Origin of the sequence: Microbacterium sp. 4R-513, from assembly GCF_011046485.1 — a bacterium.
Lineage (GTDB): Bacteria > Actinomycetota > Actinomycetes > Actinomycetales > Microbacteriaceae > Microbacterium.
Genome location: NZ_CP049256.1, coordinates 2,302,806 through 2,327,821 on the forward strand (window position 1 = coordinate 2,302,806; position 25,016 = coordinate 2,327,821).

General features: G+C 68.8%; 20 protein-coding genes and 2 tRNA genes. 13 read left to right on the top strand and 9 right to left on the bottom strand.

Translation table 11 applies throughout. The annotated features are described in order from the left end of the window. Nucleotide 1: 1 nt before the first annotated feature. Nucleotides 2-1,576, bottom strand: a complete 1,575-nt coding sequence (locus G5T42_RS09965; protein WP_165128158.1) for an NAD(P)/FAD-dependent oxidoreductase — start codon at nt 1,574-1,576, stop codon at nt 2-4. 68 nt (nt 1,577-1,644) lie between these two features. Here G5T42_RS09965 and G5T42_RS09970 point away from each other — a divergent pair, with 68 nt between their 5' ends. The 4 genes from G5T42_RS09970 to G5T42_RS09985 all read left to right on the top strand — a co-directional run bounded on the left by G5T42_RS09970 (nt 1,645) and on the right by G5T42_RS09985 (nt 4,605). Continuing rightward, nucleotides 1,645-2,439: an inositol monophosphatase family protein gene (locus G5T42_RS09970; RefSeq protein ID WP_165128160.1), complete on the top strand. Its 795-nt coding sequence runs from the start codon at nt 1,645-1,647 to the stop codon at nt 2,437-2,439. A gap of 312 nt (nt 2,440-2,751) precedes the next feature. Continuing rightward, complete coding sequence (locus tag G5T42_RS09975) at nt 2,752-4,317, top strand: peptidoglycan DD-metalloendopeptidase family protein (protein WP_241245770.1); 1,566 nt, start codon at nt 2,752-2,754, stop codon at nt 4,315-4,317. 106 nt (nt 4,318-4,423) lie between these two features. After that, nucleotides 4,424-4,495: transfer RNA gene (locus tag G5T42_RS09980), tRNA-Thr, on the top strand. Between the two features lie 36 nt (nt 4,496-4,531). Then, nucleotides 4,532-4,605: transfer RNA gene (locus G5T42_RS09985), tRNA-Met, on the top strand. A 79-nt stretch (nt 4,606-4,684) separates the two neighbouring features. On the opposite strand, the gene G5T42_RS09990 is transcribed toward G5T42_RS09985, so the two are convergent. From G5T42_RS09990 to G5T42_RS10005, 4 genes are read right to left on the bottom strand one after another with little or no spacing between them, the layout of a single operon-like run. Further along, nucleotides 4,685-7,399: a TIM barrel protein gene (locus tag G5T42_RS09990; RefSeq protein WP_165128164.1), complete on the bottom strand. Its 2,715-nt coding sequence runs from the start codon at nt 7,397-7,399 to the stop codon at nt 4,685-4,687. Nucleotides 7,400-7,410: 11 nt separating this feature from the next. After that, nucleotides 7,411-9,174, bottom strand: coding sequence for a thiamine pyrophosphate-binding protein (locus tag G5T42_RS09995; RefSeq protein WP_165128166.1), 1,764 nt, complete (start codon nt 9,172-9,174; stop codon nt 7,411-7,413). After that, complete coding sequence (locus G5T42_RS10000) at nt 9,171-10,067, bottom strand: citryl-CoA lyase (RefSeq protein ID WP_241245771.1); 897 nt, start codon at nt 10,065-10,067, stop codon at nt 9,171-9,173. The genes G5T42_RS09995 and G5T42_RS10000 overlap by 4 nt, the downstream gene beginning before the upstream one ends. After that, a complete protein-coding gene (locus G5T42_RS10005) occupies nt 10,064-11,509 on the bottom strand; it encodes an aldehyde dehydrogenase family protein (RefSeq protein WP_165128168.1) in 1,446 nt (481 codons plus the stop codon). The genes G5T42_RS10000 and G5T42_RS10005 overlap by 4 nt, the downstream gene beginning before the upstream one ends. Nucleotides 11,510-11,810: 301 nt before the next feature. Between G5T42_RS10005 and G5T42_RS17900 the strand changes: the two genes are divergently transcribed. The 5 genes from G5T42_RS17900 to G5T42_RS10025 all read left to right on the top strand — a co-directional run bounded on the left by G5T42_RS17900 (nt 11,811) and on the right by G5T42_RS10025 (nt 17,211). Further along, nucleotides 11,811-11,939: a hypothetical protein gene (locus G5T42_RS17900; protein ID WP_277601747.1), complete on the top strand. Its 129-nt coding sequence runs from the start codon at nt 11,811-11,813 to the stop codon at nt 11,937-11,939. Between the two features lie 26 nt (nt 11,940-11,965). Continuing rightward, nucleotides 11,966-14,503, top strand: coding sequence for a PQQ-binding-like beta-propeller repeat protein (locus tag G5T42_RS10010; RefSeq protein ID WP_165128170.1), 2,538 nt, complete (start codon nt 11,966-11,968; stop codon nt 14,501-14,503). Between the two features lie 208 nt (nt 14,504-14,711). Continuing rightward, the gene (locus G5T42_RS10015; RefSeq protein WP_165128172.1) at nt 14,712-15,392 is read left to right on the top strand and encodes a TRAP transporter small permease; all 681 of its coding nucleotides are present in this window, start codon (nt 14,712-14,714) and stop codon (nt 15,390-15,392) included. A 2-nt stretch (nt 15,393-15,394) separates the two neighbouring features. Further along, complete coding sequence (locus tag G5T42_RS10020) at nt 15,395-16,786, top strand: TRAP transporter large permease (protein WP_206535616.1); 1,392 nt, start codon at nt 15,395-15,397, stop codon at nt 16,784-16,786. Then, entirely contained in the window at nt 16,762-17,211 is a 450-nt protein-coding gene (locus G5T42_RS10025; RefSeq protein ID WP_165128174.1) for a type II 3-dehydroquinate dehydratase, read from the top strand. The genes G5T42_RS10020 and G5T42_RS10025 overlap by 25 nt, the downstream gene beginning before the upstream one ends. 27 nt (nt 17,212-17,238) lie before the next feature. On the opposite strand, the gene G5T42_RS10030 is transcribed toward G5T42_RS10025, so the two are convergent. Continuing rightward, on the bottom strand, nt 17,239-18,600 hold the full coding sequence (locus G5T42_RS10030) for an FAD-dependent oxidoreductase (RefSeq protein ID WP_165128176.1): 1,362 nt from the start codon (nt 18,598-18,600) through the stop codon (nt 17,239-17,241). Between the two features lie 28 nt (nt 18,601-18,628). After that, on the bottom strand, nt 18,629-19,852 hold the full coding sequence (locus G5T42_RS10035) for a Gfo/Idh/MocA family oxidoreductase (RefSeq protein WP_277601748.1): 1,224 nt from the start codon (nt 19,850-19,852) through the stop codon (nt 18,629-18,631). Nucleotides 19,853-20,028: 176 nt separating this feature from the next. Between G5T42_RS10035 and dctP the strand changes: the two genes are divergently transcribed. Then, nucleotides 20,029-21,084, top strand: coding sequence for a TRAP transporter substrate-binding protein DctP (gene dctP / locus G5T42_RS10040; protein WP_165128180.1), 1,056 nt, complete (start codon nt 20,029-20,031; stop codon nt 21,082-21,084). 63 nt (nt 21,085-21,147) lie between these two features. Here dctP and G5T42_RS10045 read toward each other — a convergent pair whose 3' ends face one another. Beyond that, complete coding sequence (locus G5T42_RS10045; RefSeq protein WP_206535617.1) at nt 21,148-21,867, bottom strand: IclR family transcriptional regulator; 720 nt, start codon at nt 21,865-21,867, stop codon at nt 21,148-21,150. A gap of 48 nt (nt 21,868-21,915) precedes the next feature. Then, nucleotides 21,916-22,674 (bottom strand): IclR family transcriptional regulator, encoded by a 759-nt coding sequence (locus G5T42_RS10050; RefSeq protein ID WP_165128184.1) that lies wholly within the window; start codon nt 22,672-22,674, stop codon nt 21,916-21,918. Nucleotides 22,675-22,809: 135 nt separating this feature from the next. On the opposite strand from G5T42_RS10050, the gene G5T42_RS18005 reads away from it, so the two are divergent. Genes G5T42_RS18005 through G5T42_RS10060 form a run of 3 tightly spaced genes read left to right on the top strand, consistent with a single transcriptional unit; the run spans nt 22,810 to nt 24,957 of the window. Next, nucleotides 22,810-23,943 (top strand): TIM barrel protein, encoded by a 1,134-nt coding sequence (locus tag G5T42_RS18005; protein WP_347103751.1) that lies wholly within the window; start codon nt 22,810-22,812, stop codon nt 23,941-23,943. Further along, the gene (locus G5T42_RS18010) at nt 23,891-24,658 is read left to right on the top strand and encodes a VOC family protein (RefSeq protein WP_347103752.1); all 768 of its coding nucleotides are present in this window, start codon (nt 23,891-23,893) and stop codon (nt 24,656-24,658) included. The genes G5T42_RS18005 and G5T42_RS18010 overlap by 53 nt, the downstream gene beginning before the upstream one ends. After that, nucleotides 24,655-24,957, top strand: coding sequence for a Dabb family protein (locus G5T42_RS10060; RefSeq protein ID WP_165128186.1), 303 nt, complete (start codon nt 24,655-24,657; stop codon nt 24,955-24,957). The genes G5T42_RS18010 and G5T42_RS10060 overlap by 4 nt, the downstream gene beginning before the upstream one ends. The last annotated feature ends 59 nt before the right edge of the window (nt 24,958-25,016 follow it).

Consider the following 25,016-nt stretch of genomic DNA (forward strand, 5'->3'; position numbering starts at 1 on the left):
CTCAGCCGAGGATCTCGAGCGCGGCCATCGCGGCATTCTGTCCGCCGAGGCCGCTGACCGCGCCCCCGCGGACGGCTCCGGACCCGCAGACGAGCACCCCATGGTGCCGGGTCGCGACGCCCCATCGCTCGGCCGGCGTCTTCAGCTCCACGTCGTCGGGCGCCCAGGGCCACGACAGCGGGCCGTGGAAGATGTCGCCGGCGACCATTCCGAGCGACTCGGCGAGGTCCGCGGTCGTCCGCGCCTCGACGCACGGCGTACCGTCCGGAGCCCGGTAGATGCAGTCGGCGACGGGCTCTGCGAGCACCGAGTCGAGCGTCGTCTCGGCCGCGCGGAGCAGGTCCGCGCGCGCGGCATCCCGATCCCGGCCCGCGACGAGCCGGTGCGGCACCTGCAGGCCGAAGAGCGTGAGCGTCTGCGCCCCCGATGCCCTGAGCTCGGGGCCGAGGATCGACGGGTCGGTGAGCGAGTGGCAGTAGATCTCGGCGGGGAGAGGGTTCGGGATGCCGCCGCCCGCCGCGGTCTCGTAGGCCCCATCGAGCTGGGACATCGTCTCGTTGATGTGGAACGTGCCGGCGAATGCGGCTTCGGGAGACACCTGCGTGTCACGGAGGCGGGGAAGCCGCTCGAGGAGCATGTTCACCTTGAGCTGAGCGCCCTCCGGCCGGTCATCGCTGTCGGCTCCCGCTGCTCCACCGGCCGCGAGCAGCTCCTCGAGGACGGCCGGGCCGACGCCGCTCAGCACGAGTCGGCCCGCGACCCGCTCGCCCCCGTCGACAACGACTTCGCCGTCGGGGCTCACCGCGGTCACTCGGGCATTCGTGCGCACGCGGACACCGGCATCCCGGGCGGCGCGCTCCAGCTCCGCCGTCACGCGGCCCATGCCTCCCACCGGGACGTCCCAGTCACCCGTCCCGCCGCCGATCACGTGGTAGAGGAAGCAGCGGTTCTGGCGGAGCGACTCGTCGTCGGAGTGCGAGAAGGTGCCGATGAGGGCGTCGGTGAGCGCGATCCCGCGGGCGATGTCCGTCGTGAGCGATGCACGCAGCAGCTCGCCGAGGGGTCGCTCGACGACCGCCGACCACAGGGAGTCGTCGTCGATCTGCGACCTCAGCAGAGAGGCGCGGGGGAGCGGGCCGGTCATCGTCGGGAAGACGGTCCGGCCGAGCGGCGCGATGCGTTCGTAGAAGTCGTCGAAGCGTGCCGCCTCGCGGGTGTCACCAGTCGTGCGATCGAACGAAGCGGCGGTCGCCCAGGCATCCGCGGTGTCGACCAGAATGCCCCGCGAGGGGTCCTCGGGATCGGGTGTGTACGACGAGTAGCGGCGACGGCGAAGGTCGATGCGAAGGCCGAGGTCGTCGACGATCCGGCGTGGAAGGAGGCTCACGAGGTACGAATAGCGCGAGAGGCGCGCGTCGACGCCTTCCCACGGCCGCTCGGAGACGGCGGCGCCGCCCGCGGAATCGAGCCGCTCGAGGACGACGACGTCCTTGCCCGCTCGTGCCAGGTAGGCGGCGGCGACCAGGCTGTTGTGCCCGCCGCCGACGATCACGACGTCGTGGATCGGGGAGGTCATCCGCCCACGGTAACGCGGGGGACGCGGCATCCCGACAATCCCTCCACCCTCGGCGATAGCGTGGAGGCATGCCGCTCGCAAAAGACCTGGAGACGCTCGCCTGCGACATCGCCCGCGAGGCGGGAGAGCTCGCCCGCAGCCGTCGGGTGGAGGGGGTCGCGATCGCGGCGACGAAGTCGCACCTCGCTGACATCGTGACCGAAGCCGACCGCGAGGTCGAGCAGCTGATCCGGGAGCGCCTCGGCGCGGAGCGGCCCGACGACGGCTTCCTCGGAGAGGAGTCCGGCGCGGAGCGCGGCACGAGCGACATCACGTGGGTCGTCGATCCCATCGACGGGACCGTGAACTACGTGTACGGCATCCCGTCGTATGCGGTGAGCATCGCGGCGATCGCGGGCGACCCCAACCCGGCGGAATGGAGCCGCGTCGCGGCGGCCGTGTTCAATCCGGCTTCGGGCGAGCTCTTCCGAGCCGCGCGGGGCGAGGGGGCGTGGCTCGGAGACGAGAGGCTCGTGGTGAACGCCGAGGCCGCGGCGGCCGGCGCGCTCGTCGCCACGGGATTCGGCTACCGGCCGGAGACCCACGCCGGCGATCTGGCACGGCTCTCACGGGTCATGCCGATCGCGCGCGATGTGCGCCGAATCGGCGCCGCGTCGCTCGACCTCGCATTCGTGGCGTCGGGTCGCCTCGACGCGTATTTCGAGCGCGGGCTCCAGCCCTGGGACCACGCCGCCGGCGGACTGCTCGTGACCGAAGCGGGCGGCATGGTGGGCGTGCTTCCGCCCGACGCTCACGATCGCGCGCTGATCATCGCTGCGGGGCCGGCGCTGTATGAGAAGATCCTGACTCTGGCTGCCGACTGACGGATGCCCCGGCACCGGCGCTTCCAGCGGCTTCATAGCTGATATATCGGAGTGGCGCCCTCCCTTGACATGGCATTCCCAGCGTGCTCGGGGTAGTGTTTACCCGATCGTTACTTTCGCCGCCCGAATGGCGAGGTGATCAGAACCCGAAGTCCGCCCCTCCGTTGTTCCACGCGAGCGACTCCGACCCGAGAGCCCCCCGCCCCTTTGCCTTTCGACGCCCCGATGGCTGAGCCAGCGCGCACGCGCAGATCCAGCCGACCCTCCGCCGCGCCTGTCTCTCAGGCCGCCGCAGAGACCTCGGAGGCAGTGGTGAGTCGGCGCGACGCCCGGGCCCAGCGGTCCACAGCCGCCCAGCGGACGGTCTGGTCGTTCCCCGGTGCTCCCGTCGCGTCCGACCCGATCCCGGCCGACGCTCCGGTCCTTGAGGAGCCCGTCGTCGAGTCGCCCGTCGCGTCCGACCCGATCCCGGCCGACGCTCCGGTCCTTGAGGAGCCCGTCGTCGAGTCGCCCGTCGCGTCCGACCCGATCCCGGCCGACGCTCCGGTGCTCGAGGCGCCGCTCGTCGCGGAGCCGGTTCAGGATGCCGCGCCCGTTCAGGATGCCGCATCCACCGCGCCCGTGACGCGGGCGAGCCGTCGCATCCGCACGCGGCCGACGCCCGTCATCGAGGACGCGGGGGTCGCTGAGACGCCGGCCGAGCCGGTCGTTCCGGCGACGACCGCGCCCGTCGAGTCAGCGCCGGTCCAGGCAGCGCCGGTCGAGTCCTCGCCGGTCGAGTCCTCCCCCGTCGAGGCATCCGAGGCGACCCCCCACTCCATCCCGACGGCCGCGATCGCCTGGGCTGCGGCCGCTGCCGCAGCGGCTGCCGCCGTCGAGCCGAAGCCCGTCGTCCCGGTCGGCTCCGCGCCCGCTGACGAGCCGTTCGAGCTCATCGAGCCGACCGACGTCCAGCCGCCCCTCGGCGACACGGCGGACGAGCCCTACGCGCCGGCCTCCGACGTCGACGAGTTCGAGGCCGCCGCCAAGCTCTTCGCCTTCACGGGCGAGATGCCCGTGCAGCGCGAGGCCGAGGCGCCGACGCCGGCAGACGTGGAGCCCGAGCCCGCCGCAGCGACCCACCTCGCGCCGCGCCGTGCGCGTCGCTCCGGCCGCCAGGTCGCCACGGCGTCCTTCTCGGTGGGCGTCATGGGCATCGTGGGTCTGCTGACTGTCGGCATGACGACGCCGGCCGACGCCGTCGCCGCGGTCACGGGCACCGAGCCCACGTCGCTCGTCGCCGCCGAGGGCAGCGACCTCGACATCGACACCGACGACATCCAGGCGTACGTCGCGCCCGAGGGCATCGAGAGCGTCGCGCTCGACCGCAACGAGAGCTACTCGACGGTGTCGATGGGCGAGATCGCTGCCGAAGAGGGCATCACCAACTACTCGAACTTCTACGTCAACGACCCGAACGCCGCCATCCAGTGGCCGTTCAAGGTCGGCGTCGGCATCACCTTCGGCTTCGGCATGCGCGACGGCCGCATGCACGAGGGCGCCGACTTCGTTCCCGGCCAGGGCGCAGACGTGCAGGCGATCGCCGAGGGCACGGTCCGCATCGCGACCAACAGCGGCGGCGCCTACGGTGTGACGGTCGTCATCGACCACGTCATCGACGGGCAGCTCGTCTCCAGCCGCTATGCGCACATGCTGTACGGCTCGCTCAAGGTCAAGGTCGGCGATCACGTGACGGTCGGCACGATCCTCGGCAACACGGGCAACACGGGTCGCTCGTTCGGCGCCCACACGCACTTCGAGATCCTGCAGAACGGCACGACGGCGATCGATCCGATCGACTGGCTGCGTGCGAACGCGGGCCGCTACGACCTGGGCTGATCACGCGCTCGCCGGCGAGTCTCCGGTCCCGCCGGGGGAGCGTCACGATTCAGCGGGATGCCTCGGCTCTGGTATTCTCTTCTAGTTGCCTGCGCGCAGGCGGCACGCCCCGATAGCTCAGTGGCAGAGCACTTCCATGGTAAGGAAGGGGTCGTCAGTTCAATCCTGACTCGGGGCTCGCAGCATCCGGTTCCGTGACCGGCGGATGCCGTGCGGCAGGGTAGCTCAGTTGGTGAGAGCGCACGACTCATAATCGTGAGGTCGCGGGTTCAAGCCCCGCTCCTGCTACGAAAGAAGCGCCCCCTTGTGGGGCGCTTCTTTCGTAGCAGGAGCGGCCGTCTCGAACCCGCCCGGTGGGGACGTCACGTCACGACGGCGATCCGTCGAGGTGCCGTCGTGCTGCGCTGATCGCCAAGCGAGCGTGCTCCTTCGCGCCGACCTGCGCCACGAGCATGGCGCGCGGGATCTCGAGTGCGAACGGGAGACCGGGCGGCAGGGCCGCGAGGATCCCGGGCATGTCGATGCCGCCCTCTCCGGGGAAGAGCCGCTCGAAGCGCGCTGTGTGGATGAGCTCCGAGGTGGTGGTCGGGATCGTGCCCGGTGCGTCGCAGACGTGTGCGTAGTGGAACCACTCCGGAGGAAGGCCCTGGAGATCCTCGATGCGGGAACCAGACCGCGCGAAGTGCAGGAGATCGATGAGGAGCCCCGCATTCGGCTGCTCCGCGGCACGCAGGACGCGCGTCGCCTCCGTCAGATTCGGGGTTTCCGTCCAGGAGGGGAACTCGAGGTCGATGGTGAGTCCGAGAGGCAGCGCCAATCGGCACAGCTCCGCGAATCGATCGGTCTTGCGTGTGAAGTCGGAGTCCGGCAGCTGCGTGATGACGTGACGCGCACCGAGCTCGGCCCCCGCCTCGAGGAAGCGGAGATAGTCGCGCGGGTCGTCCCCCGACGTGATGCGCGCGAGCTCGATGTCGAGGACCTCGATACCCGTCGCCGCGAGATGCGTCTTGGTGGCGCGCATCAGCGCAGGGTCGTACGCCAGCGGATAGTGCGGCTCCTGCGGGGTGACCTTCGTCATGCGCAGGCCGACGTACCGGTAGCCGGCGGCCGCGGCGGCGTCGACCAACTCGGGCGGAGACAGACTCAGAGCTGTGAGATGGGCCAGCGAGTAGTCGTGGCGGTGCTCCGACGCGCTCGCGGTCGGCGCCGTCGCCAACGTGCGCATGCGCTGACGGCGGTGGGCCGCCATCCGCAGCGGAACGGTCCGTGGGTCGCCGAGCCCTGCGTAGCCGCCGATGCGCTGAACGACTTCGAAGAAGACGCGTGAGGCGACCATCTCGGTGAAGAAGTGCAAGAACGCGCCGTGCTCGTCGCGGTCGTAGAGGATCCCGTTCGCGCGCAGGTCGGCGATGAACTCCGTCGGCAGGTCGAGTCGCGCATCCAGGTCGTCGTAGTAGTTCGCGGGAATCTCGAGGACGGGGGCGCCACGCTCGCGGAGCGTCCTCGCGCAGCCGATCGCATCATCGGTGGAGAAGGCCACGAGCTGCGGGCTCGAAACTCCAGGCGACCAGTCGCCGCGGCGCAGCGGGGTCGTGCTCAGAGCGATGCGCACGCGCTCACGCGGATCGCTCGCGAACCAGTTCCGGACCACGCCGAACGGGGCGTTGACCTCGGTCGACTCGCGCGGGATCAGCCCCAGAACCGTTCGGAGGAACAGGGTCGACTGGTCGAAGTCGTCGACCGACTCGGTGATCGCCACATGATCGATCTCGTGCACCACGGGCGAGAGTGCGGTGGACGCGCCGGTCGGCTCGAAGTCGCGCAGCCAGTCGCGCCCCGGCCCCGATTCGCAGAAGAAGAGCGTTGTGCCCCCCGGAGTGGCGACCGAACTGAGATCCGCCTCGCCGGGGCCCCGTGGCCGCGCGAGCTTCGGCGCGAGAAGGCCCTCCGCGCGCCGAAGGGAGGCCTCAGGGGCAGCGCTCTCGAGGGCGAGTGCGCTGATGGACGCCGTCGCCGGGTCGATCGAACGCTCCGGCGCCAGATTGAGAACGATTCGAGCCCCGCCCTGTTCCCAGAGCTGCACCGGCTTCGAGCGGTGCTGCCCCACGTGACCGAATCCGAGTGCCGTCAGTGTGCGCGACAGGAGTGGGCCCGAGACGGCATCCACGGCGAGCTCGGCGAACGCGTAGCCGTCGAGACGCGGTGCCGACGGCAGTCCATCGACCCCCGGCGGCGCGAGCTTCGCGCCGGCGTCGGACGAGTGCACCGCCTCGGCGAGCGCTCGCGTCGATCGCATGGCGTCGATGGCGGCGTGGCGCGGATCCTCCTGCTGGTAGACGTCGTTGAACACTTCCAGCGCCATCGGGCCCGCGTATCCCATCGACACGAGCCGTCCGACGAAGCCGGACACATCGAGCGAACCCTGACCCGGGAACATCCGATAGTGAAGGCTCCACTCGCGGACGTCCATGTCGAGCCTCGGGGCGTCGGCGAGCTGAACGTGGAAGAGCTTGTCGGGTCGTACGCCCTCAATCGCCGCGGCACCGTTGCCGAGCGACAGCACATGGAAGCTGTCGAGACACAGCCCGAGGGCGGGGTGGTCGACCCGCTGCACGAGCTGCCAGGCATCCTCGTGAGTGCGGACGCGTCCCCACGGGACGCCCTCGTATGCGAGCCGCACGCCGCGGCTTCCGGCGAGGTCCGCCAGCTCGTGCAGCTGATCCGCGGCGAGATCGTCGTCGTCGACCCCGTCTCCGCTCCTCGACGAGCAGCACACCAGGACCCGAGTGCCGAGTTCGGCCAGGAGGTCCAGCTTCCGCTCCGCATGACGCCGGGCGCGACCGAACTCATCAGGCGGAACCGCCTCGACGTGCAGCGGCTGATAGGCCTCGATGGATAAGCCCAGGGCGGCCGCCTCGGCGGCCACCCGGGTCGGAGGCCAGGCCGAGGTGATGAGGTCGAACTCGAGGATCTCCACGCCGAGGAACCCCGCCTCGGCGGCGGCGCGAAGCTTGTCCTCGAGCGTGCCGGAGAGGCACACGGTCGACAGCGCCACGCGCCGCGCGTCGAATGCGGCATCCACGAGATCGCCCCTCAGTCCGTCGCGACGTGCTCGACCGTCTCGCCGGGGGAGTAGATGTCGAGGATGTTCCAGTGACCCGTCGTCGGGGTCGGCACGTTGACCATCGACACGTCGATCACGACCGGCCCGTCGAGGGCGATGGCCCATTCGAGAGCCGGCTTGAACTCGGCGGCCGAGTCGACCTTGATCCCGGTGACCCCGTAGCCCTCCGCGATCGCCGCGAAGTTCGTGTACATCGGGTCGTCGGCGCTGCCGAACACCGTGCCGAACGTCGTGTCGAAGGCCGCCTTCTCGAGGCCGGCGATCGTGCCGAAGGCGTTGTTGTTCATCACGACCCACACGACGGGCACATTCTGCTCGCGGGCCGTGGCGAGAACGGCCGGGTTCTGTCCGAAGCCGCCGTCCCCCACGAGCGACACGACGACGCGATCCGGCCGGGCGATCTTGGCCCCGACGGCGGCGGGAGCGCCGAAGCCCATCGTGGCGAAGCCGCCGGGAGTGAGGAAAGTGCCCGGTGTGAGAATGTCGAACTGCTGCCCGACACCGTTCTTGTTCCAGCCGACATCGGTGGTGATGATCGCATCCGCCGGCAGCACCTCCCTCGTCTCCGACAGGATCCGCTCGGGTCGCATCGGCCAGGCATCGGAGGCCTGGGCCTCCCTGTTCTGCAGTTTCACGGTCGAGCGGTGCGCCGCGATCTGCGCCAGCAGCTCGGTCCGCCGAACGCCCTCGGGCACGAGACGACGGGCGACGCGGATAAGCACGGCGAGCGCGGACTTGAGATCGGCGAGCGCACCGATTTCGAGCGGGTAGTTGCGCCCGAGCTCCGCCGGGTCGATGTCGATCTGCATGAGCTTGGTCGCGGGGATGTCGAAGGTGTACTCGGCGTACCAGGAACTGGAGTCGGCCTCGGCGAAGCGCGTGCCGAGAGCAAGGATCCAATCGGCCGTGCGCGTCGTCTCGTTGGTGAAGGCCGTGCCCCAGAATCCGGTCATCCCGAGGACGAGTGGGCTGTCGTCCGGCACGGCGCCCTTGCCCATGAGGCTGTGCGCGACGGGGAGCGACAGAAGGTCGGCGAACTCGGCGAGCTCGGATGCTGCGTCGGCGGCGACGATACCGCCGCCGACGTACAGCACGGGGCTCTCGGCATCCAGCAGATTCCTGACGATCTGCTCGGCAACCGTCTCATCGAGACTCGGCCTCGCCAGCATGCGGGTGTTGCCGATGACCTTGTCGAACAGGGCGACATCGACTTCGGCGGAGAACACATCCATGGGGACGTCGACGAGCACGGGCCCCGGTCGGCCGCTCGCCGCCAGCGTGAACGCCTTGTCGAGCACCTCGGCGATCAGATGGGGCTGATCCACCCGCCATGCCCGCTTGACGAAGGGCCGGTAGATCTCGTACTGCGCCGCGTCGGCGTGGAGGTTGATCTCCTGGTGCGGGTGCTTCCCGAAATAGTGGGTGGGAACGTCGCCGGCGATGACGACCATGGGGATCGAGTCCAGTGCCGCGTTGGCGACACCCGTCGTGGCATTCGTCAGACCCGGTCCGAGGTGGGTCAGGACGACCCCCGTCCGCTTCGTGACGCGGGCGTAGCCATCCGCTGCGTGCGCGGCGATCTGCTCGTGCCGCACGTTGACGAAGGAGATCTGATCGCTGCTCTCCAGGGCCGCCAGCAGCGCGATGTTCGTGTGTCCGCACAGTCCGAAGACATGCTCGACGTCACGAGCCTCCAGATAGCGAACGATCTGGTTGGAGACCAGGTCCTTCATGACGTTCTCCTTCTTCCGTCTTTCTGGGGGACCGAGCGACGCGCCGGCCCCGTGTAGGTGTAGTCGATCGATTTGGGCATCGGGCCTTTGATCCGCCCGCCCTGGACCATCTGCTCGTTCGCGTGCGCGAGGATTCCCACCGAGCGAGCGAGGATGAAGACGCCGCGCCCGAGTTCGGGAGTGAAGCCGAGCTCGCAGTAGATGACGGCCGTGACGCCGTCGACGTTCATCGGGACGCGGCGCGACTTGCCCTCGCTGATCGCGTCCTCGACCGCGCGCCCGATCGCCGCGAAGCGGCCCGACACGGTCCCGTCCGCGGCCGCCGCCTCGACGAGAGACAGCAGGCGCGGGGTACGAGGGTCGAGCGGATGGAAGCGGTGGCCGAATCCGGGCACGTACGCGAGACCCGCGTCCCGGTGCCGCTTCAGGACGCTGCGGACTGCTTCGGCCAGGTCTCCAGCGCGCTCCCGTTCGGCGTCGATCTCGAGGTAGAGCTCCATGCACTGCTGGCCGGGCCCGCCGTGGACGTCGTCGAGCACGTTGATCGCCGAGGCCATCGCGCCGTTCACCGGCGCGCCGCACGTCGTCGCCATTCGCGCGATCGCGATCGAGGGCGCGTGCGGGCCGTGGTCGACGGACGCCACGAGCGCCGACTCGAGCAGAGTCGTCTGCGCGCGGGATGGCAGCTCGCCCCGCAGCATGAGCCAGATGGTGTCGACGAACCCGACGTTTCCGATGAGCTCCTGGATGGGATAGCCGCGCAGGGCGATCTCGCCGGGGTGGATGTCGATGATGTCGGTCTGCCACCACCGCCGGGCCTCGTCGACGAGCTGATCCGCCGAGGAGCCGGTCACTGGGGCGTCGCCGCCGCCCGAGTCGGCGGACGTGTTCACGATGCCGCCAGCGCCGAGTCGGACTCGAGCGCCTCGTCGTAGAAGTCGCCGAAGAGCTCCTCGTCGGACGGCCGGTCCTCGGGGATCGTGCGCGATACCCACGTCGTGTTCAGGTAGTGCCGGAGAGAGACGTTCTCCGACGTGATGTTGCCTCCCCAGGTCCCGCACCCCATCGACGAGGTCATCGGCATCCCGTTCGTGAACGCACCCGCGTTCGCCTTGGAGTTGGGCTGTCGAACCATGATCCGGGAAACCGGCATGTGGCGGGCGAAGTAGTCGATGTGCGCGTCGTCGGTCGACGCGATGCCGCACGAGTGACCCTTGCCGCCGATGTCATAGAGATGCTTGGCGACTTCGACGCCGTCCTCGAAGCTGCCCTCGTAGGCGTGGACCGCCATCAGGGTCGTGAGCTTCTCCTTGCAGAACTGCTTGTCCTCGCCGATGCCGTCGCCCTCGACGAGGATGAAGCGACGATCCTCCGGGATGTCGAATCCCGCTGCGCGCGCGAGCTGCTGCGGTGAGATGGCCACCGTGTCGGCCAGACGGTGCCCCTCCTCGTCCCACATGACGGACTTGAGGGCCTCGCGCTGCTCGGCCGTCGCGAGGTATCCGCCCTCGGCCTGGAGCGCCACGAGCATGTCGGCGTAGCGGGCAGCCGGGACGAGGATGTTCCCGTCCGCCGAGCACCCGGACCCGAAGTCCGAGGTCTTGGACAGCATGCAGTTGCGCGCGGTCTCCTGCAGGTCGGCGGTCTCGTCGACGAACTCGGTCGCGTTGCCGGCGCCGACGCCGTAGGCGGGGGTCCCGGAGCTGTACGCCGCGCGGACGAGCCCCTGCCCGCCGGTCGCGATTACGAGGTCGGAGCGGTGCATGATCTCCTGCGAAGCGGCGAGGCTCGGCAGAGTGATGCACTGCAGGATGTCGGCGGGGGCGCCCTCGGCCTCGAGCGCGTCGCGCATCAGCCGTACGGTCTCGAAGGTCGTGCTCTTCGAACGCGGGTGCGGCGAGAAGACGACGACGTCGCGTGCCTTGATCGCGTAGATGGCGTTGCCCGCGGGGGTCAGGTCCGGGTTGGTCGTGGGCACGACGCAGCCGATGATCCCGACCGGCTTGCCGTACTTGACGAGGCCCTTCTCGGCATCCTCTTCGATGACGCCGACCGAGGGGCTGCGCAGTGCATCGCGGAGCACGCCGCGGATCTTCATGCGCTTGTTCATGCGGCTTCCGAAGTCGCCGAGCCCGGACTCCTCGATGCCCATCTCCACCAGGCGATGGAAGGACGAGCGGTTCGCGACCGCCCAGGCGACCGCCTGGATCAGGCGGTCGACGCGGGCCTGATCGTACGTCTCGATGATCGCGAGCGCCGCCCGCGCGCGGGCGAACACCTCGTCGAGTTCCTGCTTCTGCTCGGGTGACAGGGATCTGGTGGCTGAAGAGGCCATGACAACTCCGTCCGTGGGCAACGATGCCGACGGCGAGATGCTAAGCAGGGGCGCTCGCCGGGATCAAAGACTGTCCCACTGGGCAGAAACCGACGGCCGGACCGTGCCGATGGGGTCGCCCCCGAGGTGGAGTTCCACTCGATGGGCCGCGCCATTGCCCGCCTTCCCACGCGGGGTTAGCGTCCGAGCGCCGGCCGTATCGCCGATCCGCCGAATGCGGCGCGCGGGGCCGGCTTCCCACATCGGCGCCGCAGGACATGAGCCCGGCGGCGTCAGATCGACGATGATCAAGGAGCAAGGGATGCGCAAACGACTGACCAAGAGGTTGGGCGCGGCGGGTGTCGGCGCGCTGGTGCTGACGCTCGCCGTCGCGGCCACGCCCGCCTACGGCCTGGCCACACCCGCCGAGCCGGTTCCCCCGCCGGTCTGACCGGTCTGGAGCCGACCGGCGACGACATGCCGACCGTCGGCGGCAATCTCGGCAATCAGCACTATTCGGGTCTGACGGAGATCAGCAAGCAGAATCTGAAGGATCTCGCACCGGCGTGGCGGACGCACCTTTCCGCGGTCGCGCCGGCGTCGGCCAATGTCGGTCAGCAGACGACGCCGATCGTCGTCGACGGCGTCATCTACGTCGACACGCCGAGCGGCGGAGTCATCGCCGTCGACGGTGTCACGGGGGACGCGATCTGGAAGTGGGACAAGCCCGCCTACGGGACATCGAGCACCCGCCGGGGTGTTTCGGCGGGTGACGGGAAGATCTTCACGCTGGCGGGTGGCAACCGAGTGGTGGCCCTCGACCAGGAGACCGGCGCCGAGGTGTGGGCGGTGCAGCCGACTGGCCCGAACGGCGAAGACCTGGGCCGTGTCGGCAAGGTCGCGACGGTCTACTACAACGGCGTCGTGTACGCCCACGCGGCCGACGGCGACCGGGGCGCGGTCGTCGCGTTGGACGCGAGCGACGGCCACTACCTCTGGCACTTCTTCGGCGGACCGAAGCGCGGTCAGCTGTTCACCGGACTCGACGGCGTGACGTTCGACCCGTCCGCCACCTGGGGCCCCGTGCAGGCAGACGGCACCGATTGCGCCGAGGAGGGCGGTGCGACGTCGTGGATGCACGGCGCCGTCGACACCGAGCTCGGGTACTACATCATGACGTTCGGCAACGCGCGCAGCTGCACATCGTCGCAGAACGCGTCCGGCCGTCCTGGTGACAACCTGTTCTCCGACACGCTTGTGGCCGTCGACGCCAAGACCGGCGCGTTCAAGTGGCACTACCAGTCCATCCACCACGACGTGTGGGACATGGACAACGTCCACCCGCCGACGCTGGCCGACATCACGGTCGACGGAAAGGAGCGCAAGGTCGCGTTCTACGGCAGCAAGTCAGGTCATCAGTTCGTGATCGACCGCACCAACGGCAAGCCGGTGCTGCCCGTGACCGAGCAGCCCGTGATCACGGACTCCCGCCAGCACAACACTCCGACCCAGCCGATGCCTGAGACCCGGCTGCTGCCGGACTGCGTCGTGTGGGAGAAACTCGATCCCGACAACATCCCGGGGAACCCCTGGCGCGGCGTGCCGAACTACAACGGGTATCAGGCGGACGCCGATGGCGACCTCGTCTTGAACCCGGACAGTTACGTGTCCGTCGACGAGCCCTTCCTCTCATACCCGGCGGGCTCGTCGGGACACCGTGAGGGCTGCCTGTACGACCCGCAGTACCTGGCGCCGATCCTGTCGACGACGAGCCAGAACGGCGGCGGCGACTGGTCGAACAACTCCTACAGCCACAGCACCAACCTGGTCTACTTCCCGTACGGTGCGAACCCCGTGGCGCACTACGACGGGGCGGCCGCGAACGGCCTGCGCGCCATCGGGCAGTACCAGACCGGCGGCATCCTGGCCTACGACGCGTCGACCGGCGAGGTCGCCTGGCGCAACCACCTGGGCACCGACATGTCGCACGGTCAGGGACCGCTGACCACGGCATCCGATCTGCTGTTCGTCGGTCAGATCGACGGTCGCGTGCTGGCGATGGACGCGGCGACGGGTGACGTGCTGTGGGAGTTCCAGACGGGCTCCGGCATATCGGGTGCTCCGGTCACGTATGAGGTCGACGGCGAGCAGTACGTCGCCGTGATCGCAGCGGGATCGACCAACCCCTACGGTGCCTCCGTGACCCAGGGCGACTCGCTGTGGTCGTTCAAGCTCGGCGGCGACTACCGGACCGAGTCCGGCAGCCAGGAAGGACCGGATACGGCGCCCCTGACGATCCGTCGCCCCGTGGGCGGCACCGCGGTCGAGGGCTCCACCGTGGCGAACACCGTGCTCCTGGCGAGGGCGAGCCGCACGGCCGACAACGCCGCCTCGCGGGACAGCGTGTCGCAGAACGGCATGCAGCCGACGCACCTGCGGGTCCCCGTCGGCACGACGGTGACGTTCCGCAATCCGGGGGCCGACACGTTCCCGAGCTTCCCCAACGTGAAGGACCACTGCGCGACGCAGTTCTTCGAAGGCGAGTTCAACGTCAAGCTGAAGCCGGGGGAGACCTACCAGCACACGTTCGACCGTGCCGGAGAGTACTTCTTCAACGACTGCACCGACCCGCGGCCGACCGGGAAGATCGAGGTATACCTCACGCCCAAGGATCAGCCGGGCGCGCTGAAGTTCACGCCGGGCACGCTCAACCTGGGGTCGGGGACCGGACTGTTCACCGGGGTGAACGGCAAGGTCTCGGCGCACTTCGAGCTGCCGGCGGGCTACACGTACGACAGCGGTGCGGCGCTCGTCACGCCGCTGTCGTCGACGGTCGTGGAGGCGTCGAAGGTGACCGCCAACAAGAACCGGATCATCGTCCAGTTCGATGCGGCCGACGTCGACAACAACGTGCCCACAGGCGAGGTGACACTCACCGTGAGGGTGAACGTCCTCAATGCCGCGGGCGTGCAGGAGCAGCTCTCGTCCACCGCCACGGTGACGGTCGTCAAGTAACCTCTCGCGACATCAGTCGATCCGCCCCCGTCGTTCGCGACGGGGGCGGATCGCCTTGTCCGGGACCGGTGTCCCATTCGGCGAAACTCTTCTTTGCACGCGTCCCACGGACGGCCAGAGTCGCATGGGCGGCGGTGCGCCCGCGCACGCCCGGCCCGGCATCAACAGAGAGGTTGGCAATGCACGCTGACACCATGGCGGTGAAGCCATGACGGACAAGGACCCCGGCGCGGAGCCCGAGGAGGGCAACGGCGCGGAGCCCGAGAAGGGCACCGGTGCCGAGCCCGGCGAGGTGTCGGACGACACCCGTTCCATACCTCTTCGCGACTCGATCTTCCCGCAGACGAACACCTTCTTCACGACCCCCAAGTTCAATCAGGGCCTCCCGCCCGACCCCCTCGTCATCCGTGTCCTGTCGGCGATCGAGATCACCATCGCCGTCACGCTCTTCGCGGGCATCATCTTCGGCGTCATGTATCAGGTGCTCGGCCGGTACTTCCCTTCGGTCAGCTGGGTGGGCGCGGGTGAGCTCGCGCTCCTCTCGATGATCGCCCTCACCTTCATCACGACCGGATACCTCGTCGGGCGCAACGGGCACATCGTGCTCGAGATCTTCGACGAGATGCTCGCCGGAACGCGGCTCTTCATCGCTCTGCGCGTCATCTCGGCGGTCATCATGGTTCTCACGAGCATCGCTCTCGCCTATGAGGCCTGGGTCAAGATCGAGACGGAGTGGGGCCGGCTGAGCGCTGCGATGCATCTGCCGCTCGGTGTGATCTACATCTTCGCCCTCGTCGGGTTCCTGTCGGCCGCGGTCCACTCGTCGTTCAAGATCCCCTACGCGAACCGCCCCGAGCGCAAGCTCGACATCGGTGAGATGGAGGGCTGAGGATGGATCTCTGGCTCTACATCCTGCTGTTCGTCGTCTTCCTGCTCCTTCGCGTCCCCGTCGCCTTCGCGATGATCGCGTCGAGCATGCTCTACTTCTACAGCCACGGGCTCTCTGCCGGTTACGCGATCTCGTCGATCGTGAACGGCATCAACAGCTTCCCGCTGCTCGCCGTCCCGCTGTTCATCTTCGTCGGCACCATCGCGAACAACCTCGGCATCGCCACCCGGCTGTACGACCTGGCGCGCGCACTCCTTCCCCGTCTTCCGGGCAACCTCGCGTACGTCAATCTCGGCACGGCGATCGGCTTCTCGTGGATCAGCGGGTCGGCGCTCGCCGACGCCGCATCGACGAGCAAGGTGCAGATCCCCCAGATGCTGAAGGCGGGCTATCCCTACGGCTTCTCGTCGGGCCTGACGGCGTCGGGGTCGCTCATGAGCACGGTGATGCCCCCCAGCATCCCGGCCGTCCTGTTCGCCGCGACGGCCTCGATCTCGACGGGAGCACTCTTCGCAGGCTCGATCATCCCGGCCATGCTCATGGCCGTCGGTCTCGCCGCGTACATCTTCTTCTGGGTGCGACGACACCCCGACGTAGCGGTGAGTCGACCGTTCAACAGCTCGATGCTCGGCAAGGCCGCTGTGCGCGTGATCGGGCCGGCGCTGCTTCCCGTGATCATCCTCGGCGGCATCTTCAGCGGGCTCTTCACGGCGACCGAGAGCGCGGGAATCGCGGCCGTGTACATGCTGATACTCGGAGCGATCTACCGCACGCTCACATGGCCGGTCTTCTGGAAGTCGGCCAAGGAGACCGTCGTCATCGCCGGCGGCATCCTCCTCATCCTGGGTGCCTCGAACCTGATGGGCCAGGTGCTCGCCCGCGAGCAGGTCTCGCGGCACCTGGGCGAGTGGCTCACGGGCCTGACGGACAACCCCATCGTGTTCCTGCTGATGCTCAACGTGCTGCTGATCCTGCTCGGCATCCCCCCTCGAGGCGCCGCCGGTGATCCTCGTGCTGGTGCCCATCCTGATGCCGATCGTCGGGCAGTTCGGGATCGAGCCGGTGCAGCTGGGCGTGATCATGATCCTCAACCTGATGATCGGGTCGCTCACGCCACCCGTCGGTGCGGTCCTGTTCGTCGTCGGGTCGATCACGCGCAGACCCATGGGCGAGCTCTTCCGAGGAATCCTCCCGTTCCTCGTCCCACTGGGTACCGTCCTCCTCCTGCTGACGCTCTTCCCGATCATCGTGACGTTCCTGCCGCAGCTGCTCGGCTTGCTGTAGCGGATCCCTTCCCGGCTCCGGTGTGTCCCCGCGATCGTGCAAGGGGACGCACCGGGGGACGGGATCATCGTGAAAGGAGTCTTCCGTGGCAAGAGCGCTCTTCGTGCTGAACGGGTCGAACCTGAACATGCTCGGTCAGCGGGAGCCGGAGCTCTACGGCACCGCGACCCTGGCCGATGTCCGCGCGGACTGTGAGCGGTTGGCGGGTGAGCTCGGCTTCGATCTCTTCTTCGCGCAGTCCAATGCCGAACACGAGCTCGTCGAGTGGGTGCAGGAGGCGTTCCGCCGGAACGCGGCGGTGGTCATCAACCCGGCCGGATTCAGCTTCGGGTCGGTTCCGCTGCTGGACGCCCTTCACATTCTCTCGGCACCCATCGTGGAAGTGCACATCACGAACATCCATGCCCGCGACGCCGCGCACCGGCATTCGCTCATCTCGACCGTGGCGCGCGTGGTGATCGCGGGTGCGGGGGTCTTCGGATACGAGCTCGCGATCCGCGCCGCCGACCGGTTGATGCTCGACCACCCTGAGTGATCTCATGCCGCCGACGGCTCGAGCGGGTCAGGAGCGCAGGATCGCCTCCGCTGCTTCACACCCGAACACGAGGGCCTTCGTGAGCGCGGTTCCGGTCATGTACGACGCGCCGTGGAATCCGCCCGCCACCTCTCCGGCAGCGTAGAGCCGCTCGATGCGGCTCCCGTCCACCCGCTTCACCGCGGTGTCGGGCTCGACGCTCAGTCCCCCGTATGTCGACGTCATCGCCGTCACCGCGGGGTAGGCGTAGAACGGGCCGATCTCGACCGGCAGCAGCGCGCCGACCCCGTTCACGAGGCCGGTGCGTCCGAAATCATCCTCCCGTCGTCCGATCGCCGCATCGTTGTAGCGCGCGATCGTCTGCTCGAGTGCATCCGCCGGGATGCCGAGCGCGTGGGCGAGGGCTGCCACGGTCGGCGCGCTGTGCAGATGACCGAGCTCCTCGATGCGATCCATGTCCGACAGCGGCACACCGGGGCGAGAGAGGGCTCGCACCCGCGCATCGAAGATCTGGAAGGCCATCCGTCGGGGCTGGTCGAGCACGGCGGATCCCAGGACCTTGTACGACTCCGACTCGTCGGCGAAGCGCTCGCCGTGCGCGTTCACGAGGATTCCACCGAGGTAATTGGCAGTGAGCAGCTCGTGCTCATCATCCGTGGTCTCGGCGTGCTGACCGTACGTGCCGGTGACGTGGCCGATGTCGGCGAGGCCGGCGCCCAGCATCCATGCCATCCGGATTCCGTCGCCCGTATTGCCCACGCCGCCGTACGGCATGGCGGCCGCCTGGTCCGGCACGAAGAGCTCGAGCAGCTCCCGAGAGCGCGAGAACCCGCCGGTGGTCAGGACGACTCCGGCCTCTGCGGCGAGGACCGCACCTCCGGAACGGATGCCCACGACCCGTGTTCCGTCGAAGACGAGGCCCTCTCCCGGTTGGTCGACGAGGACGACGGCGCCCGCCGCGACGGCTTCACGCTGCAGATGCCCGAGGAGATCGGGCATTCGCACGAGGTGGGCGCGTGCGACCGTCATACCGGCGCTGATCTTGAGCTCGTCGGTCCAGGCATCGGCCCTGTCGATGGCCTCGAGGGCGAGAGCCTGGCGGGCGACCAGCGCACGCAGGAGCGATTCGTCGGCGAAGCCCCCGCCGGTCGCGAGCATGTCGGCGAGGAAGACGGCCTCGGAATCGTCTACACGCTGACTCCGTTGCAGAGGAGTGCCGGAGAGGGCGAACCAGCCCCCGCTCATCGCGGAGCTCCCGCCGATCCGATCCCGCTTCTCCAGCAAGGCGACACGGAGCCCTGATCCGGCGAGGCGGCGAGTGGCGGCCAGGCCGGCGAGGCCCGCCCCCACGACGATCGCGTCGAATCCGCGAGCCTCTGCGTTCTTCATCGCGGATTCCGGCGGTCGACAGGCCGTGTCATGCGTCCTCTGGATCCGGGAGGTCGTTCCGGAACTTCGTCACGTCGACGGTCCGGCCGGTGCGCGCCGCAAGGTCGGCGGCCTCGACGAGCGCCAGCGTGCGGGACGCATCCTCCGCGGTGACGAGGGGGTCGGCCTCCCCGCTGGCGACCTCCAGGAAGTGGTCGAGCTGAGCCTGGAAGGATCCGCGCTGGGGTGTTGGAAGGTACGTGCGCGACAGCGGCGAGTGCCAATCCGGGGACGCTCCCGCCTCATACGAGTACTTCGCCAGGTTCGGCACGGAGAGTGCCGCGCGCGTGCCCACGAATCGGTAGGCATCCCCGTCGGGGAGGAAGGGGAAGGCCATCGTCTCCTCGGTCGCCTGGTCCCAGCCCCACGGCGACACTCCCGCATCTGACGCCACGAAGCTCCCGACCACGCCGCTCTCGAATCGAAGCGTCAGCGAGACGGTGTCCTCGACCTCGAAGCCCCGTGCCTGCGAGCTGTAGAGCGCCTGGATCTGGGCGACTTCGCCGCACAGGTGCCTCAGCAGATCCAGATCGTGCACGACGTTGATGAGCGTCACACCTGCGCCCTTTCTGCGGTGCCATTCCACGTCCGCGAAGTAGGCGTCGTCCTTGCGCGCCGACCACATCCCGCTGACGGCTACGACCTCGCCGAGCTCACCGTCCGAGATCGCCCGGCGGGCCCGCGCGACCGCGGGATGGTGGCGGCGGTGGTGGCCGACGAGAAGGCGCCCCTCGAGCCGGGCGACGGCGTCGACCAGTCGACGGGACTCCGCGTAGTCGACGGCGGCCGGCTTCTCGAGCAGCACCGCGACGCCGGCCTCCAAGCAGTCGATCGCGGTCTCGACATGGAGGGCGTTGGGATTCGCGATGACCACGGCGTCGACCTGCCCGGCGTCCAGCATCTCGCCGGCTGACGTGAAGACGGGACACCCGACGTCCGGGTCGGTCACGGCCGGGTCCGCGATGGCCGCCAGGGCGGCCCCGCGGGCGCCTCTGATGAAGTCGATGTGCTGGCGACCCATGAAGCCCGCACCGATCACCCCGACTCGAACCGGGGGCGATCCGGATACCGTCACTGGTCCTCCCTCGCGTACGCGCAGCGCCGCGCCTCGCCCCGAGCGTAGGCCACCGCGCTGCGTCCGACACGGGTCGTTCCATTCAGCGGAGAGGGCCGCAGGCGGGTTCGCGGGCACATGTTCCACTCGACGGGACATCGCTTTTCGCCCCGATCGAAGTGGGTCAGAGTCAGCACTGCCACCGGGCCGTAACGTGACTCGTGGTCGACGCCGTCTCACCCGTACGAGCAGTGTCGACCGGATGCCGCGCTCCGGCCTCACAACGGCACGTCAGAACTTGCACGACGACGTGCAGAGAATCAGAGGAGAGTCCCATGAGCACAGCCCGCTCGGCCCGCCGCGGCATCTTCGCCGCGTCGGCGTTCGCAGCAATCGCTCTCGTCGCCGCCGGCTGCGCCGGCGGAGGCACCCCCGAGAGTTCGTCCGGCGAGACCGCGCAGGCGAGCGAGCCTGTCACGCTCACCGTCGCGACCAGCCAGAACGAGGAGACGCCGAACTACTACTGCGGCGTCGAGCTCCTCAAAGAGCGGCTCGAGGATGCCGACATCGGCTTCACGGTCGAGCTGTACCCGGCGAGCCAGCTCGGCCCCGACGCCGACCGGTTCCCGCTCGTGCAGGCCGGTGACATCGACATCGACCTCCAGGGGGCGTCGGCGCTGAGCTCGACGTATGAGCCCATCGGCGTCGTGGACGCGGCCTACGCCTTCGACGACGTGGACCACGCCTTCAACTGGATCGACGAGGGGTCGGAGGACCTGTTCGGCGCCTTCCACGATTCGACCGGCGTCAACATCGTCGACGGCTGGTTCTTCGGCAACCGCACCTTCACGACGAAGGATGTGAAGGTCAAGAGCCCGGACGATCTCGAGGGCGTGCCGATCCGCTTCCCGAACTCGCCCCAGTTCCTCGCCAATGCCGAGGCGCTGGGCGTCACGAACCCCGTCTCGGTTGCGGTCGAGGAGGTGTACTCGGCGCTGCAGCAGGGGATCGCCGTCGGTCAGGAGAACCCGATCGTCGCGACGCACTCGTCCAGCTACGACGAGGTGCTCAACACCGTGGTGCTCAACAACCACAATGTCGGCATCCACTGGATCCTCGTCAGCGACAAGACGTACGACAAGATGAGCGACGAGCAGGCAGAGCTGCTCGAGAAGACGATCCACGAGATCCGCCCCGAGAACCGCACCTGCGTCGAAGAGGCGACGGACGAGATCCTGGACGAATACCGCGGAGACGATGCGTTCACGGTGATCGAGACCGAGGACATCGACATGGACGCGTTCATCAGCAAGGCGGAGTCCTACTTCGAGGACCACTACACCGGTGAGAACCTCGAGGCGTACAAGGCCATCCGCGAGATGGCCGGCTAGACCGCTGCACGAGCGGAACGGGGTGGGTGCAGTCACGCACCCACCCCGTTCCCGTGCGGCGGGTCAGCCGGCGGGATCCGTCGAGAGCCGACGACTCAGCGCCATCGCGGCGGCGCGCACCGCCGGCGCCACACGGTCCGGCACGAGGCTCTCTGCGGGCCCGGCCACGGAGATCGCTGCGAGGGGCGTCAACACGCCGGAGCTCAGGATGGGGCTCGCCGCGCAGGCACGGCCCGGGGTGCACTCCTCGTCTTCGGTGGCCACCCCGAGCCTCCGGATGTCCGCGAATTCGCGATGCAGGACGGATGCCTCCGTGATCGTCTTCGAGGTGCGCCTCGTGAGTTCTCGTCCGGTGACCGCCGTGACGACGCTCTGCGGTGCGAATGCCAGCATCGCCTTCCCCACGGCTGTCGCGTGCGCGGGGAGCCGACTGCCGATGCGGACGAGCGGTCTGGATGCGGGGCCCCGAACGACCGCGACGAAGACGACGTCCCCTCCGTCCAACACGGCGAGATGAACCGTCTGCCCGGTGACATCGCGCAGTTCGGCCATCACCGGCAGCGCGACCCGGCGAAGAAGCCGCGGCTGTTGGACCGTCTGCCCGAGTTCGAACAAGCGGACACCCAAGTAGAGCCGGTCGCCCTCCCGATCGAGGAACCGCTGCTCGACCAGGTCGGCGGCGATCCTCGAGACGGTCGACTTCGGGAGGTTGGCGCGACGGGCCAGCTCCGAGACCCCGAGCCCTTCGTCCTCTTCGCCGAAGGCGTCGAACACAGCGCTCACGCGGTCCAGGACACTGACCGAATCGGTCCAGTTCGCGGTGCGCATCTGCTAGGCGGCGACGAGGCGGCGCGTCACGGTGGTGCCGGCCGCGCGGACCAGCGGCGTGACGCGCTCGGGGTCCATACTCCCGCTCGGGCCCGCGATGGAGATCGCACCGAGCACCACGCGGTCGGGAGAGAGGACGGGACTCGCGACAGCGAGGATGCCCGGATATGACTCTTCGATGTCCTGCGCCACGACGGACGCGCGCACGTGCGCGAGTTCGTCCCGGAAGTGGTCGGCCGCGTCGTCGGCGAGCGGCGCGCTGATGCGGCTCACGAGCGCCGAATCGGCGCAGAACGCCAGAAAGGCCTTGCCGCTCGCGGTCGTCAGGGCGGGCGATCGCATGCCTGCGCGCGTCGGGAGCATGGGGAGACGGCCCGCCACGGCGGCGATGGACACCATGTCGCTGCCTTGGGGCACCCATAGACCCACGCGCTCGCCCGTAACCTCGCAGAGGTTGCGGATGACCGGTCCGGCGGCGGCGAGCAGTCGGCGCGGCAGGCTCGCCCGCGCCCCGAGCTCGAAGAGCCGGAGCCCGAGGGATACCCCCTCGTCGGTACGCACGAGGTAGCGCTGCTGTGTCAGGTCCGCGACGAGCCGCGAGACGGTCGATTTGGGAAGAGCGGTCGCGGTCGCGATCTCGGTGATCGTGCTCGTACCGCCGGCCGTCTTGACCGCGTCGAGAATCGCCACGATGCGATCGAGCACTGAGACCGGAGCTCCGCGGGGAGCGGACGTGGTGTTCCATTCGGCGAGACTCTTCATCGAGCATCTCCTCCCAGCGGCTTGAATCGTCGTCGATCGCCCTTCCGCTTTCGAACGTACTAGTTAGTACGTCTGCCTGCAACGCTGGTCGTCCAACAACTGCGGCACCGACGCCGGTGACCGCACGGAGGTGTAATGCGCACGTCGATCGCGACGGTCTGCCTGAGCGGCACGCTGGAAGAGAAGCTCGTCGCCGCTCGAGAAGCCGGGTTCGACGGTGTCGAGATCTTCGAGCCCGACCTCGTGGCGTCGCCCCTCTCACCGGAGGCGATCCGGGACCGGGGTGAGGAACTGGGTCTGACACTCGATCTGTATCAGCCCTTCCGCGACTTCGAGGGCGTGGGCCCTGATCTGCTCGAGCAGAATCTCGAGCGCGCGGCCGCCAAATTCCGCCTGATGAATCGGCTCGGCATCGACACCATGCTGCTCTGCAGCAATGTCGCCACCGCGCGCAGCGGTGACGAGCAGCTCGCCGCGTCTCAACTGCGGATGCTCGGCTCTCTGGCGGACGAATACGACGTGCGCGTCGCATATGAGGCGCTGGCGTGGGGGCGGTTCGTGGACGACTACCAGGCGGCCGCGCGAATCGTTCGCCTGACCGATCACGCGCGCATCGGACTGTGCCTCGACAGCTTCCACATCCTGTCGAAAGGGCATGACCCAGAGGCCATCGAGACGATTCCCGTCGACAAGATCTTCTTCGTCCAGATGGCCGACGCGCCCCTGCTCTCGTTGGACGTCCTGTCGTGGAGCAGGCATCACCGGGTCTTCCCAGGCGAGGGCGGCTTCGATCTCGGCACGTTCATGGCGCACCTCGTCCGCACCGGCTACGACGGGCCGGTCTCGCTCGAAGTCTTCAACGACACCTTCCGTCAGGCGGACACGGTGGCGACGGCCATCGATGCGCGGCGCTCCCTTCGCTGGCTGGAGCACAAGACCGCCGAATCGCTCGGCACCGGCGCTCGCAGCCGGGCCGACCGCATGGCGACGACGCCGCTGCCGGAAGTCGCCCCGCCGGCCGACGTGAGCTATGTCGAGCTCCGGCCGGGGGAGCCGAGCGAGCTGCGGCGACTCCTCTCGCAGCTGGGCTTCCGATCCCATGGCCGGCACCGCACGAAGAACGTGGAACTGTGGTCGCAAGGAGCGGCGCGGATCGTTCTCGGTCCCCCCCGACCCCGACGGCAACCAGCCGACCGTCGCGGGCATCGGTCTCTCCGTGGTCGATCCCGCTCGGGCGCTGCGGCGCGCGGTGGACCTGTTCGCGCCTGAAGTCCCGCGGGAGCAGGGCACCGGCGACGAGCCTCTCGTCGGCGTCCGGGCGCCGGACGGGTCGGAGCTCTTCTTCGGGGCGAGTGCGAGCACCGAGCCGCGATGGGTGCAGGAGTTCGGCGCCGCGGAGTCCGACACGGACGTCGCGGTCGAATGCGTGGACCACGTCAACATGGCGCAGCCCTGGCAGCACTTCGATGCCGCCGTGCTCTTCTTCCAGTCCGTCCTCGACCTGCGGACCGAGGCATCCGTCGAGGTCGCCGCTCCCATCGGGCTGGTCCGGAGCCAGGCTCTCCACACCGAGGGCGACGTCCTGCGCGTCGCGCTGAACCTGGTCCCCTCGGGCGCGCGGGAGGACGACATCCTTCCGCAGCACATCGCCTTCGCCACGCAGGACATCCTTGCGCTCGCGCGAGCGGCTCGGGCAAGGGGCTTCCGGCCACTTCCCATCCCCGCGAACTACTACGACGACGTCCAAGCGCGCTTCCGGCTCGAACCCGGTCTGCTGGACCAACTCAGAGAACTCGATGTCATGTACGACCGCGATGAGTCAGGAGAGTTCTTGCACTTCTACACCGAGCCCGTCGGGACGGTCTTCCTCGAAGTCGTCGAGCGCCGCGACGGGTACACCGGCTACGGCGCGGTCAACGCACCGGTGCGCCTCGCTGCGCAGCATCAGTATCGCCGAGCCGCATCCAAGGGGAGCGGCGCATGATCCGCCATGTCGCGGTCTTCCGTTTCATCCCGGAATTCACGAGCGACCAGCGGGAGGAATGGATGTCGATGCTCCGGAAGCTGCCGGAGCAGATACCCGAACTGCGGAGCATGAGCGTGGGAACCGATCTCCTGCGGGGTGCTGCGTCCCATGACGTGGCGATCGTCGCCGACTTCGACGACCTGGCCGGGTTGGAGGCGTATACCCGTCACCCTGCCCACGCCGAGGTCCTGACGATCTCGGGTCCGGTGAAGGCGTCCCTCGCGACGGTCGACTTCGAGATCCCGAGCGCCTCGTGACCGATGACGCGGGCGGGGGCGGCCTGGGCTCTCCCCGGGATGGAACGCACTACCTCGTC